Genomic DNA, 13,127 nt, shown 5'->3' on the forward strand with positions numbered 1-13,127 from the left:
GAATTTTGGATTTTTGGTCTTTGGTGCCACGGATTACTCGGGGAAGAAGATGACGCTGCATTACGGGGCGGTGGCTTCCAAGGCACCGCGTGAGGAGGAGACGCAGGAGGCATGTCGCATTCTGGGGCGTCGGCTTGCCGAGTGGACGGCGCTGTATGTGCATGGGCGCAAGGATCAGAATCCGCTGACGAAGGCGGTGAAGAGGTTGTGTCCGAGTGATTTTGTGGAAGATCATACTAAACCGTCATGACACCGACACTCTGCATTCTTGGTGGCTGCAATGGGGCAGGTAAAACAACGCTCGCCCGGGAGCTGCTGCCGAGGCTTGACCTCATGCGATTTCTCAATGCGGACGAAATTGCGCGCGGACTTTCGCCGCTGGATCCGAGCCTCACCGCCTTCAAGGCGGGGCGGCTGTTGATTGAGGAAGCGCGTGGCTTGATCGCGGCCAAGGCGAGCTTTGCGATTGAGTCCACGCTCAGCGGTAAAACGTATGTTACCATGATTCGAGAGGCGAAGGCGCAGGGCTATCGCTTCCTGCTGCATTACATCCGCATTGGTTCTGGGGATCAGGCGGTTGGGCGCGTTGGCTTGCGGGTGAGAATTGGCGGCCATGACGTTCCGGAGGATGATATTCGCCGCCGTTTTGACCGCAGCCGCAGGCATTTCATCGAGGATTATGTGCCGCTTGCCGACGAGTGGGTGTTGTGGGACAATGCCTCACCGCCCCCCCAGCGAATTGCTGACAGTAGCAAGCACACCCTCGAACAACTTCAAACCATGCTCGCCTCCAACAGACTTCAGGAAGTTCCGCCGCAGGAAATGTCGGAGATGGTTCGCATTGGCCTCGAAGCTGGCCGCGTAGCCACGGAGAAGATGCTCGACTACTACAAGCGGATGGGGATCAAGGTGACGCCGCAGATGACGCTGGTGCCTGAGAAGCCGAAGCGGGCGAGCAGGAAGCGGACCTCGTAGAGACTGGGAGGAATGTCGCTGTTCATGGATACCAGGCCGAGGGACATGACAGAAACAATTTGCCGCAATCGGCTTTTGCAAACTGTGCTGCTTGCGCTGGTTCTTGGTGCAGGCCTGTTGTGGAGATCCCGCTATCTGCCCCTGTCGCCTTTTCTCTCCAAATACGGAGGTGATGCGCTGTGGGCGCTGGCCATCTTTTTGGGGGCAGGGCTATGCTTTCGGCACGCGTCCACATTGCAGATCACGCTGATCGCCCTTGGCTTTGCATGGGGAATTGAGTTTTCGCAATTGTATCATGTTCCTTGGCTCGACCAACTCCGCAGCAGCCTGCCTGGGCGGCTTGTTCTTGGTTCGACTTTCAATGCCCCGGATTTGCTGGCGTACGTACTTGGAATAGTCTTTGGGGCTGCTGCGGAGTGTGTTTGCTGCAAGCGACGAGGCGGATGAATTCCTCGTTACTTCACTTCTTCTCAAACATTGGCTTCCCGTTCTTCATCGTGGCGGTGATGTGGTCGCCGTCTTTGAAGCCGCCTTCGAGGACGGCGAGGCTGAGGGGATCGAGGAGGTGTTTTTGGATGGCGCGTTTGAGGGGGCGGGCGCCGTAGACGGGATCGAAGCCGGCGTCGGCGAGGTAGCGGGTGGTGTCGTCGGTGACGGTGAGGTGGATGTTCTGCTTGGCGAGACGATCGATGACGCGTTGGAGCTGGATCTTGACAATCTGGTCGAGCTGGGCGGCGTCGAGGCGGTCGAAGATGACGATCTCGTCGATGCGGTTGAGGAACTCGGGGCGGAAGAACTGCTTGAGGCTGTCGCGCACGAGGGCATCGCGCTGCTCAGGATTGCTGACGTCCTGGATGGCGTTGCTGCCGATGTTGCTGGTCATGATGAGGACCGTGTTTTTGAAATCGACCGTGCGGCCCTGGCCGTCGGTGATGCGGCCGTCATCAAGGACCTGCAGCAGGACGTTGAAGACATCGGGGTGGGCTTTTTCGACTTCATCGAAGAGCACGACGCTGTAGGGGCGACGGCGGACGGTTTCGCTGAGCTGGCCGCCTTCTTCGTAACCGACGTATCCAGGAGGCGCGCCGATGAGGCGGCTGACGCTGTGCTTCTCCATGTATTCGCTCATGTCGATGCGGGTCATGGCGGTATCGTCGTCGAAGAGGAATTCGGCGAGGGCTTTGCAGAGCTCGGTCTTGCCGACGCCGGTGGGGCCAAGGAAGAGGAAGCTGCCGATGGGGCGGTTCTCATCCTGAATGCCTGCACGCGCGCGGCGCACGGCATTGCTGACGGCGGTGATGGCGTCCTTCTGGCCGATGACGCGCTGGCTGAGGCGCTCCTCCATTTTGACGAGCTTGGAGCGCTCGCCCTCCTGAAGGCGTGAGACGGGGATGCCGGTCCAGTTGGCTACGACGCGGGCGATGTCGTCTTCGGTGACTTCTTCACGCAGGAGAGAATGAGCGGCGCGCGGCTGAGATGCTTCGACGGGAGCAGCGCTGAGCTTCTTTTCGAGATCAGGAATAAGACCATATTGAATCTCACCGGCGCGACCGAAGTCGCCACGGCGCTGGGCCTGCTCCTGTTCGGTGCGGAGGCGGTCGATCTCCTCCTTCACCTTGCGGCCAGCATCGACGGATTCCTTCTCCTTCATCCACTGGGCTTTGAGGGCAGAGGAGCTTTCTTTGAGATCGGCGATCTCCTTGTCGAGTTTTTCGAGGCGGGCTTTGGAAGCGGCGTCTTTTTCTTTTTTCAGCGCCTGTCGCTCCATCTCGCCCTGCATGACCTGACGTTCGATGACGTCGATTTCGGTGGGCATGGAGTCGAGCTCGATCTTGATGCGGCTGGCGGCTTCGTCCACGAGGTCGATGGCTTTGTCCGGCAGGAAGCGGTCGGTGATGTAACGATTGCTCAGCGTGGCGGCGGCGATGATGGCACCGTCTTGAATGCGCACGCCGTGGTGAACTTCGTAGCGCTCCTTCAAACCGCGCAGGATGGCGATGGTGTCTTCAACGCTGGGTTCGCCGACTTTCACGGGCTGGAAGCGGCGCTCCAGAGCGGGGTCTTTCTCGATGTATTTGCGGTATTCGTCGAGGGTGGTCGCGCCGATGCAGCGCAGTTCGCCACGGGCAAGCTGGGGCTTGAGCAGATTGCCCGCATCCATCGCGCCTTCGCCTTTGCCGGCACCGACGATGGTGTGGAGTTCGTCGATGAAGAGGATGATCTCGCCATCGCTGGAAGTGACTTCTTTGAGGAAGGCTTTGAGGCGCTCTTCGAATTCGCCACGGAACTTGGCACCGGCCATCATGCCGCCGAGGTCCATGCTGATGAGTCGTTTGCCTTTGAGGGAATCGGGCACGTCTCCCGCCACGATGCGGCGAGCGAGGCCTTCAGCGATGGCGGTCTTGCCGACGCCGGGTTCGCCGATGAGCACGGGGTTGTTTTTAGTGCGGCGGCTGAGCACCTGCATGACGCGGCGGATTTCTTCATCGCGGCCGATGACGGGATCGATCTTGCCCTGCTTGGCACGGGCGGTGAGATCGGTGCCGTATTTTTCGAGGGTCTGGTATTTGCCTTCGGGGTCCTGATCGACCACACGCTGGCTGCCACGCACGGCGGTGAGGGCTTTGGAAACGGTGTCGTAGGTGAGGCCGGCCTGCTTGAGGGGATCGGACAGTTCGGTCTTGGTTTTGAAGAGGGCGAGGATGACGTGCTCGACGCTGAGGTATTCGTCCTTGAGCTTCTTCTGCTCGTCCTCGGCCTTGGTCATGAGTTCGCGCATCTCATTGGAGAGATGCAGGCCGCTGGTGCCGCCGCTGACTTTGGGCTGGCGTGCGAGAAGGGCTTCCACGCTGGGTTTCAGGCCTTGCGCAGCGGCCGGATTCACCGCCGCCTTTTCAAACAGAGGCGTGGCGATGCCACCCTCCTGCTCAAGCAGGGCGAGGATGAGGTGACTCGGCTTCAACTCCTGATGCCCATGGCGGGTGGCGATGGACTGTGAGGCATTGAAAGCCTCTTGAAGCTTAACGGTGAATTTTTCGGGTGACATGGTTGGTTGGGAGAAGGGTTGTTTCTCTGACTCTCTTGCTGGAAGCATGCCACAGCTGCGGCATGGGCTGCTACGCTTGATTTGTCTAGGTTGGGGCAGCTTTGATACGCATGGCGGGCACCTGGCGAGTGCATCACTGTCACAATGAAAGGCCGAAGTGGCACAGATGTGCAGCCCAGTTTGGCTGCTTATTTGTCCCGTCCTGGCATCTCTGTGCTCGCGCCGCTGCCGATCGTTTCGTCCTCGCTCATTTGCAGGTCATAGCCTGCCACTTCCACTTCTCCATGGCGCACTTTCTTCTTGGACATGGCGACGGAGATCCACTTGAATTCGATGTTGTTGTCGAGGAGCACCTTGAGAACCATGGTGAGAGGCACGGCCAGAAACATCCCCAGCGGTCCCCAGAGCCAGCCCCAGAAGATGACGGAGAGAATGACCACCAAGGGGGAGATGCCGAAGCGATTGCCGAGCATGGTGGGCTGAACGAAGTTATCTAGGAAGAAATTGATGCCGCCGTAGCCGATTCCGACGAAGACGGCGGTGCCTGGGCCGTGCTGCACCAGGGCCTCCACAATGGCGGGCACGCAGGCGGCGGTGCTGCCCACGGCGGGGATGTAATTGAACAAGAACGCCAGCAGCGCCCACAGCAGCGGGTAATGGAGGTCGAAGAACCAGCACCAAAAGCCTGCGAGCAGGCCGGTGAGTGCGCTGATGAGTGTTTTGACGCCGAGGTACTTCTGGATGTCGTCCGCGCTGCGCATGAGTCCGGTGAGATCCGGACCGCCGGAGAGATGCACGGCTTGCAGGCGGCTCTGGGTGCCGTGGGCTTCCATGAGGATGAACATCATGACGATGATGATCATGATCAGGCTGGCGAGGAAGGTGGCCAGGGTGCCGAAGGTGGTGCCCAGCAATCCGGGGAGATTGCTCATCACATCCTGCTTGGTGGCGTAGCCGATGAGGGTGTTCCAGTCGAAGATGCCGCCCAGCATTGACTTGGCGTCAGCCACGCCCTTGAGTTCGAGCCAGGCTCCGAGATCATTGGAATACTTTTCCAGGCCACGCAGGTAATGCGGCAGATCTCTCCAGAAACTGATGAGCAAGCGCACGCCTACCGTGATCATGCCCGCAAGGACGCCCAGATTCATGAGCATGGTGATGCCAAGGGCGAGGCCAGCGGGGACTTTGTGTCTGCGGAGCCAGCGCACCATCGGGTAGCTGAGCACCGCGAGGAAGAAGGCATAAACAATGGGCACCAGCACATTGGCGGCGACCTTCAGGCCGGTGAGCACGACAAAGAGACACGCCAGTGTCACAACCGCCTGCGAGCCTTTGCGGCCCCAATCCACAGTCTGATCATGTTCCTGAAACAACGACATGACCTGCCATGCCGCAAAATACCTGCTGGCTCAAGATTTTTCCATGAAGTATAAGGCAATCCATGATTTCCACGCTTCACCGGTTTTTATCTCTCAAGCGAATCTCCGTCTATGGGGACGACCGCAGACGCAGCGGCCCGGGCATCAACCCGCGCATCATCATTGGGCTGCTAATCATCGTTGGTTCATTGCTTTACCACTGGATCGCCACCACCTCCTATCAAAACGAGTTCACAGGACGGGAGCAAAAACTCGCGCTGGCCACGCCGCAGGAGGAGATCGCCCTGGGGCTGCAATCCGCGCCGCAGATGATCCGGGAAAGCGGCGGGCTCTCGCGTGACGCCAACGGTCGGGCGCTGGTGGACCGGGTCGGTACACGCTTGATTGCATCCACGGCAGCGAGGGAGACCTCCTATCAGTTTAAGTTTCATCTGCTGGCCGACACCGAGACGGTGAACGCGTTCGCCCTGCCCGGTGGGCAGATTTTCATCACCGAGGCGTTGTTTCGCCGCCTGAAATCTGAAGACCAGCTTGCGGGTGTGCTTGGGCATGAGATGGGGCACGTGGTGGGCCGTCACTCTAACGAGCAAATGGCGAATTCCCGGCTCTGGAGCGGTCTGGCGCAAGGGCTTGGTGTGCTGCTCTCCGACGGGCACAACAACTCGGGGGCTCAGATTGCCAACATGGTGGCGCAATGGCGCGTGATGAAATTCAGCCGCGATGACGAATCAGAATCAGATGCGCTCGGCGTGCGGTTTATGTTGCAGGCGGGCTACAATCCTGAGGCGCTTATTGGTGTGATGGAAATCCTGGCGCAGGTGAGCGGCGGGGGGAACAGCTCGGATTTTATGAGTTCGCATCCGAATCCGTCGAACCGGATGGAACGCATTCGCGAGGCTATTGCGAATGAGCGTGCGGGGCGGTGAGTTGTGACAGAACTTTCGTGGGGGGAAGTGACGCTCGAAAGCGGCGCTGAAGCGCCGCACTCCGGGGACGCTGGCGCGTTATATCATGGAGCCAGTCCTAGCGGGCGGTTTTCGGTGCCTTTGACTTTTAGCAGGGTGTCGCCCAGTTCTTGACGTGTGGGTTCGGCGAGTTTTTGCAGGCGTTCCACGATCTCGGGGTGTTCTTTTGAGACGTCACGTGTCTCACCGGGGTCATCAGTGAGATTGTAAAGCGAGAGGCCGATGTTTTCGACGCGGTAGCCGTGGCGGGAGGCAATGCCGGCGATGCCGCTCTGGGTGATCGCCTTGGGTTTCATCTGGCCAAAGCGGGCTGGTTTGCCGTCGCGGCCCGGCTCGCCATCCACGGTGATGTAGGGATGTGGGAAATGCAGTTTCCACGGGCCGCTGCGGATGGCCTGGAGTTCATCGCCGCCGTAGAAGACCAGCGCTTCATGCGGGGACTTTGCTCCTGGTTTTCCTTCCAGCAGAGGGAGGATGTTTTCGCCGTCGATTTTGCGGTCGGAGAGTTTTCCGCCGATCAAGGTGGCGATGGTGGGCAGCAGGTCGATTTCCATCACCGGCTCATCGCAAACCTGGGCCGCAGGAATATGGCCGGGCCAGCGGGCGATGAAGGGGCTGCGTACGCCGCCATCGAAGGTGGTCAGCTTGCCTTCACGCAGGGGTTTGGCGCTGCCGGCGTGATTGCCGTAGCTGAGGAAAGGGCCGTTGTCGGAGAAGAGGATCACGAGCGTGTTTTGATCGATGCCGCAGCGCTTGAGGGTTTCGAGGATCTGACCCACGGACTCGTCGATTTCCTGCACCACGTCGCCGTAGAGTCCTGCGCTGGATTTACCGCGAAAGGCTGGCGAGGCAAAGATGGGGACGTGCGGCATCACATGGGGGACGTAGAGGAAGAAGGGCTGGTCTTTGTGATGCTCGATGAAGCTCGTCGCTCTATCCGTGAAGCGGTGGGTGAACTGGCTTTGATCGGGATCGGTTTCGATGACCTTCAAGCCATCGTAGAAGGGCAGGGGCGGCATCTCCTGGGCCAAGGAGGGGTGATACATGCTGTTGTCGTTGGAGTAGGGAATGCCGAGGAATTCATCGAAGCCGTTGTGAAGGGGATTGAACAGTAGATCGGTGCCGAGGTGCCATTTGCCGAAGGCGGCGGTGGCGTAGCCACGTGGCTTGCACATCTCCGGCAGCAGGAATTCGTCGGGGTGGATGCCCTCCTTGCTCGTGTGATTCAAGGCACCCTGCATGCCGACGCGGTTGGCGTAGCAGCCGGTCATCAATGCCGCGCGTGAGGCGCTGCACACGGCCTGAGCGACGTAGAAGCTGGTGAACTTCATTCCCTCCGATGCCATGCGGTCCATGTGCGGCGTTTTGATCTTCTCCGCGCCAAAGCAGCCGAGATCGGCGTAGCCCAGATCATCGAGCAGAATGAGCACCACATTCGGCGGGCGTTGATCGGCGGCGGAAAGAGTGAGGGAGGTGAGGAGCAGGGCGAGCAGCAGACGCATGCCGTCATCGTGGCAAATGCAGGCTGAACTGGCGAGTTTTTTTGCAGGCAAATGCCGTGGTGCTTGCCAGCACACTCGTTTCCTGACTACTATTGAACCATGATTTGGCGTGTGGTGGCAGTGTTGGCGGTGATTTTCTGGGCGGTGATGTCCGGACTGCTGGTGCGTGACATCTATTTCCCCGAGGCCTCACGCTTTGCCATCGTGCCACCGCGCATGGTGATGGATTTGTTTTTGCGGCAGTCGGAATCCTTTGGTTGCACCCTGCATCTCTACCATCAGCGCGAAAAAATCGGGCATGCGAATCTGCAGGTGAACCGACGCATCAAGCCGAATCAGGAGACCGTGTACGACTTGATCGCCCATGGGGCCGTGGAGCAGGTGGCACCGGAGGACCAGGTGCGCAGCATCATGGCGAGCTGGAGCCTGGGCTGCACGCTGGCGGATGGCGAGCGCTGGCAGAATCTGGCCATCAAAGCCAGCTTCCCGCAGCGTGATGCGAGCATGCGCCTGACCTGGAGTGAAACACAACCGACACCCGAAGTGCTGGTGAAGCAGGGCGAACGTGTGGTGATGAATTCGCAGGATGTGAAGCTCCTCATGGGCATGGGTGCCGGTCAGGACAGTGCGCTGGCCATGCTCTCGCTGCTGGGTGGAGGCATGCCTAAAGCGGGCAATCAGCCGGATAACAAGGACAAGGAGGCCACGAAACTGCAGGCGCGCGAGGGGATGATGATGCTCGCAGGCAGGCAGCGGAAGTGCTTTGTGCTGACTCTGCCGATCATGGGAATGTACGAGGTCAAAATGATCTTCACCGAGGCTGGTGAGCTTGCGCGCATCGACCTTTCCGACGACTACGTGCTGCTGGAACCCACCATCCACGGACTGCAGGATGCCGTGCACTGATTCGAACCCATTTGAAGCATGATCGAGATTGAAGACCTCACGATGAACTATGGCGAGCTGCGGGCGCTGGATGGCTTGAATCTCACCATCAAGCCCGGTGAACTGTTTGCCTTTCTGGGGCCGAACGGTGCTGGCAAAACCACCGCGATGAAGCTGCTCACAGGACTGATGAAGCCGGATTCGGGGCGTGTGAAGCTGTGCGGCCACGACGTTCAGCTGGAATCCATGCAGGCAAAGTCTTTGCTCGGCTATGTGCCGGACGTGGCGGTGTTTTATGAAAAGCTCACGCCGAACGAGTTCATGGAGTTCATTGCCGAGCTTTTTGAGATGTATCCGCCCCATGCAGAGGCGCAGACGGATGCGCTGTTCACCAAATTTGCCCTGCATGAGTACTCACGTCAGCGCATTGAGAACCTCAGCCATGGCACGCGGCAGCGCCTCGCCATTGCCAGCGCGCTGCTGCATGATCCGAAAGTCTTCGTCATCGACGAGCCGATGGTCGGCCTGGACCCCATCCATGCACGCACGGTGAAGCGGGAGATCAAAGAGCGCAGCCAGGCCGGCACCACGGTGCTGATGAGCACGCACCTGCTGAACATCGCCGAAGAGCTGGCCGACCGCATCGGCATCATTCACCATGGCAAGCTCATCGCTCTAGGCACGCTGGAGGAACTGCGGCGGGACCATGAAAAGCGCGGGCGGCGTCTGGAGGACATCTTCCTGAGCATGGTGGAATGATGTGAAACCAAGACGGTGGTTGCCGCGTTCATTTCCCACATGAAAACCCTGCTCCTTTCCCTCCTCATGACATCCATGGCTCTCGCTGCTGACACCAACGTTCAAGACATCGCGATCAAGGACATCGACGGCAAAGACACCACGCTGAAAGCCTACGCAGGCAAGGTGCTGCTCATTGTGAATGTGGCCTCTGAGTGTGGCTACACGCCTCAGTATGCCGGGCTGCAGGCGCTGCATGAAAAGATGAGCGGCAAGGGGCTGGCGGTGCTGGGCTTTCCCTGCAACGATTTCGGCGGGCAGGAGCCGGGCAGTGAGGCGGAGATCAAGAGCTTCTGCTCCCTGAACTACAAGGTGACGTTTCCGATGTTTGCCAAGGTGGCCATCAAGGGAGATGCCAAGCACCCGCTATATGCTGCGCTGCAATCTGCCGCCGGCGGTGAAGTCGGCTGGAATTTTGAGAAGTTTCTCGTGAGCAAGGACGGCAAGGTCTTGCAGCGCTTCGGCTCGGATGTGGCGCCTGATTCGCCGGAGCTGATGGCCGCGATTGAGGCGGCGCTGAAGTAGGCATTTTACTTTTTGCGCAGCAACCCAAGTGCGATCACAGTGACCAAAATGATGACGCCTTGAGCCTTAATAAGGCCGAGACTAATCGCAGGCAATAGTGTGAATAAATGTGGCGGGGCCTTATCATCGTAAATAAACCATGAAATCGGAAAGCCAATATTCCAGACGTAGTATCTTGGGTCTGAACCTGGGTATTTAAAAAACGGATGCCAATACCATGGGAAGAAGTCGATAACGGCAAAAATGAGGATCAAGATGCCCAGGTAGTAGAGACGTTTTGATCGTAGTCGGGGCATGATGGTGTGATTGATGAAATTCAATGCTTGGTCATCCAATCCGCGAGCTGCCGTCGCTGCACGGGCAGCTTGCGGTGAAAGCTGTCTTCGATGGCTGCGGCGGCCATGCCGGTTTCGCCTTCGGGGATGATGCCGAGGATTTCGGCGAGGCGTTGCTCGAAGCGGGTGATCAGGGCGGGGATGGGATCTTTGGCGGCGAGGTAGTCGAGGGCTTTGACGAGGAGGTCGTGAATCTCGGGGATGGGAGAGTCGGTCTCGGCGACGAGGGTGATGAGTTTGACGAGGTAGGTGGCGGCGAGAACGCGGCCGTAACTTTCGCGCAGGCCCAGGCGGGGATTGGTCCAGCGGGCCTCGGCCAGAGTGTGCAGGTCGCTCGATTTGCTGCGGACGAAGCGCAGGTCGGCGGAGACAAACAGGTCCAGCACGCCATAGAGCTGGGATTTGGGCCGCAGGGAACCTTTGGCGATGGTTTTGAACAGGCCGACCTCCGGCGAGCACCATTGTACAATGAGGCTGCTCTCCGCGTAGCGCGTGCGTCCGATGAGGATGGCCTCGGTTTTTTCCATGATGACAAAAGGCGTTGAACTCGCACGCCAAGCCGCTATCTACGCTGCATGGAAAAGACCAGCAAGACCATCCTCACCGACCTTCAATCCCTCGACACCACGGCTCTCAAGGCAAGGTTGGGGGAGCTCCGGAGGTATCTTTGACGTCCCGAAATTAAAAGACGAACTGGCCATGCTGGAGGACCGCCTGGCGGCCCCTGGCTTCTGGGATAACGCGAACGCGGCGCGCAAGACGATCGACCGCACGAACGTCATCAAAAAGAAAATCGGACCGCTGCAGGATCTGGAAGCGCGTGCCGGGGATTTTGACGGGCTCATTGAGCTGGCCAAAGAGGCGGGCGACACGGACACGTGGCGTGAGGTGGAGCATGAGCACAAGAAGCTCAGCGCGGATATTTCCAGCTTTGAACTTAGCCAGCTGCTGAGCGGCCCGTTTGACAGTGGCAATGCCTTCATCACCATCCATTCCGGTGCCGGTGGCACGGAGGCCTGTGACTGGGCGGACATGCTGATGCGCATGTATCAGCGCTGGTGCCAGCGCCGTGGCTACAAGGTGGAACTGATTGACCATGAAGCGGGAGATGACGTGGGCACACGCTCCGCCACGCTCGAAATCATCGGCGAAAACGCCTTTGGCTTCCTGCAAACCGAGCGCGGCGTGCATCGCCTGGTGCGCATCTCGCCCTTTGATGCGGCAAAGAAGCGCCATACGAGCTTTGCCTCGATTGATGTGACGCCCGACTCCGAAGAGGAGATCGACATTGTCGTGCGTGATGAAGATCTGCGCGTGGACACCTATCGCGCCGGCGGCAAAGGCGGCCAGAACGTGAACAAGGTGGAAACTGCCGTGCGTCTGACGCACATTCCCAGCGGTGTCATTGTGGCGTGTCAGATCGAGCGCAGCCAGCCGAAGAACCGCGCCAAAGCGATGGCGATGCTCAAGGCGAAGCTTTTCCAGATCGAAGAAGACAAGCGTCAGGCCGAGATCGACCGCCAGTATGGCGAGAAGAGCGACATTGGCTGGGGCAGCCAGATCCGCAGCTATGTCTTCCAACCTTACCAGATGGTTAAAGACCATCGCACCGGCGAGAAGACCAGCAGCGTGCAGGCCGTCATGGATGGAGATTTAGATGCCTTCATGGAAGCCAAGCTGCGCGGTCGGAAGGCCGGTGATAACGACAAGGACGACGACGTGTAATTTGGTTTGCGGTGGCTGGCAGTGGTTTGCCGTTGTTTGCGATGGTTCAACAATCGCAAACCATTGCAAACCATCGCCAACGACTGCAAACTTTCCCCCATGAAGCCTGTTTTCGAGAAAGTCCCCAAGCGTCAGTGGGAGTCCTTCCACTGTGAGACGGTGCGTGCGCTGGACTATGGGACGCGCTGGCATTTTCATCCGGAGTATCAGCTGACGCTGGCGATCGAGAGTCGCGGGCACCGGGTGGTGGGGGACAATATCAGTGCGCTCACGGACGGAGACATCGTCCTGATTGGCTCCAATCTGCCGCACGTGTGGCATCAGGACGTGAACGCGAAGGCGCGGCGGGTGAATGCCATCATCGTGCGGTTTGACGAGGACTTCCTGGGGCGGGATTTCATGGCGCTGCCGGAGATGGAGCCGGTGAAGCGGCTGCTGCAGCGCGCGGCGCGCGGCCTGGAGGTGCGTGGCGCCGCCCGCGCGGTGGTGACGGAGCACATGAAACGTCTCGCTGGCAGCGAGGGGCTGGCGCGGGTGATCGAACTGCTGGCCATTCTCAATGCGCTGGCCGCTTCAGAAGATTTGAAGGCGCTGGCCAGTTCCAACTTTGAGCCCAAGCTCGAATCTGCCGACCAGGGGCGGATGGAGCGGGTGATCGATTTCATTCACACGCATCTGACGGAAGAAATCGACCGTGAGCGTCTGGCGAAGCTTGCGCACCTGAGTCTTGGGGCTTTCAGCCGCTTCTTCCACTCGCGCACCGGCAAGACGGTGCCGCAGTATGTGAACGAGGTGCGCATCGGCCGTGCCTGCGGCATGCTGGCGGAGGATGTGTCAAACATCACGGACATCGCGATGGACTGCGGCTACCGTAACCTGGCGAACTTCAACCGCCGCTTCCGCGAGGTGATGGGGACGACGCCGAGCGCCTACCGGCAAAAATTCCGCGGCATGGCGGGGAAGTGACGCCCGCGCCACTTGCGCCGCCTTTC

13 protein-coding genes and 1 pseudogene are annotated in these 13,127 nt (G+C 59.3%); 9 read left to right on the forward strand and 5 right to left on the reverse strand.

The features are described 5' to 3' along the window. The 3 genes and pseudogenes from ACIREA_RS04010 to ACIREA_RS04020 form a co-directional block, all read left to right on the forward strand. Positions 1 to 250: pseudogene (locus tag ACIREA_RS04010) on the forward strand (hypothetical protein); the annotation flags it as partial. Further along, entirely contained in the window at positions 247 to 975 is a 729-nt protein-coding gene (locus tag ACIREA_RS04015; RefSeq protein WP_397380791.1) for an AAA family ATPase, read from the forward strand. The pseudogene ACIREA_RS04010 and the gene ACIREA_RS04015, both read left to right, overlap by 4 nt. A 45-nt stretch (positions 976 to 1,020) precedes the next feature. Then, positions 1,021 to 1,422: a DUF2809 domain-containing protein gene (locus ACIREA_RS04020; RefSeq protein WP_397380793.1), complete on the forward strand. Its 402-nt coding sequence runs from the start codon at positions 1,021 to 1,023 to the stop codon at positions 1,420 to 1,422. Positions 1,423 to 1,435: 13 nt separating this feature from the next. Here the strand turns inward: ACIREA_RS04020 and clpB are convergent, their stop codons facing one another. Then, on the reverse strand, positions 1,436 to 4,021 hold the full coding sequence (gene clpB, locus ACIREA_RS04025; RefSeq protein WP_397380795.1) for an ATP-dependent chaperone ClpB: 2,586 nt from the start codon (positions 4,019 to 4,021) through the stop codon (positions 1,436 to 1,438). Positions 4,022 to 4,209: 188 nt separating this feature from the next. Then, entirely contained in the window at positions 4,210 to 5,400 is a 1,191-nt protein-coding gene (locus tag ACIREA_RS04030) for an AI-2E family transporter (RefSeq protein ID WP_397380797.1), read from the reverse strand. 62 nt (positions 5,401 to 5,462) lie between these two features. Between ACIREA_RS04030 and ACIREA_RS04035 the strand changes: the two genes are divergently transcribed. After that, the gene (locus ACIREA_RS04035) at positions 5,463 to 6,326 is read left to right on the forward strand and encodes a M48 family metalloprotease (RefSeq protein ID WP_397380799.1); all 864 of its coding nucleotides are present in this window, start codon (positions 5,463 to 5,465) and stop codon (positions 6,324 to 6,326) included. 83 nt (positions 6,327 to 6,409) lie between these two features. Here the strand turns inward: ACIREA_RS04035 and ACIREA_RS04040 are convergent, their stop codons facing one another. After that, positions 6,410 to 7,867, reverse strand: coding sequence for a sulfatase (locus ACIREA_RS04040; RefSeq protein ID WP_397380801.1), 1,458 nt, complete (start codon positions 7,865 to 7,867; stop codon positions 6,410 to 6,412). A 99-nt stretch (positions 7,868 to 7,966) separates the two neighbouring features. Here ACIREA_RS04040 and ACIREA_RS04045 point away from each other — a divergent pair, with 99 nt between their 5' ends. From ACIREA_RS04045 to ACIREA_RS04055, 3 genes are read left to right on the forward strand one after another with little or no spacing between them, the layout of a single operon-like run. Next, on the forward strand, positions 7,967 to 8,773 hold the full coding sequence (locus tag ACIREA_RS04045) for a hypothetical protein (RefSeq protein WP_397380803.1): 807 nt from the start codon (positions 7,967 to 7,969) through the stop codon (positions 8,771 to 8,773). Positions 8,774 to 8,791: 18 nt separating this feature from the next. Further along, the gene (locus tag ACIREA_RS04050) at positions 8,792 to 9,511 is read left to right on the forward strand and encodes an ABC transporter ATP-binding protein (protein WP_397380805.1); all 720 of its coding nucleotides are present in this window, start codon (positions 8,792 to 8,794) and stop codon (positions 9,509 to 9,511) included. 39 nt (positions 9,512 to 9,550) lie between these two features. Next, positions 9,551 to 10,075, forward strand: a complete 525-nt coding sequence (locus tag ACIREA_RS04055; protein WP_397380807.1) for a glutathione peroxidase — start codon at positions 9,551 to 9,553, stop codon at positions 10,073 to 10,075. A gap of 5 nt (positions 10,076 to 10,080) precedes the next feature. Here ACIREA_RS04055 and ACIREA_RS04060 read toward each other — a convergent pair whose 3' ends face one another. Together ACIREA_RS04060 and recO are read right to left on the reverse strand one after the other, a co-directional pair. Next, complete coding sequence (locus ACIREA_RS04060) at positions 10,081 to 10,371, reverse strand: hypothetical protein (protein WP_397380809.1); 291 nt, start codon at positions 10,369 to 10,371, stop codon at positions 10,081 to 10,083. A gap of 20 nt (positions 10,372 to 10,391) precedes the next feature. Further along, a complete protein-coding gene (gene recO, locus ACIREA_RS04065) occupies positions 10,392 to 10,937 on the reverse strand; it encodes a DNA repair protein RecO (protein WP_397380811.1) in 546 nt (181 codons plus the stop codon). Between the two features lie 48 nt (positions 10,938 to 10,985). Here recO and prfB point away from each other — a divergent pair. Both prfB and ACIREA_RS04075 read left to right on the forward strand, forming a co-directional pair. Then, positions 10,986 to 12,135, forward strand: a protein-coding gene (prfB, locus tag ACIREA_RS04070; RefSeq protein ID WP_397380813.1) for a peptide chain release factor 2 whose coding sequence is annotated in 2 segments (ribosomal slippage) — positions 10,986 to 11,072 and positions 11,074 to 12,135 — 1,149 coding nt in all. Because the reading frame shifts where the segments join, the coding sequence is not laid out codon by codon here. A 99-nt stretch (positions 12,136 to 12,234) separates the two neighbouring features. Then, positions 12,235 to 13,101 (forward strand): helix-turn-helix domain-containing protein, encoded by an 867-nt coding sequence (locus ACIREA_RS04075; protein WP_397380815.1) that lies wholly within the window; start codon positions 12,235 to 12,237, stop codon positions 13,099 to 13,101. The last annotated feature ends 26 nt before the right edge of the window (positions 13,102 to 13,127 follow it).

The organism is Prosthecobacter sp. (assembly GCF_044373815.1).
Classification (GTDB): Bacteria; Verrucomicrobiota; Verrucomicrobiia; order Verrucomicrobiales; family Verrucomicrobiaceae; genus Prosthecobacter.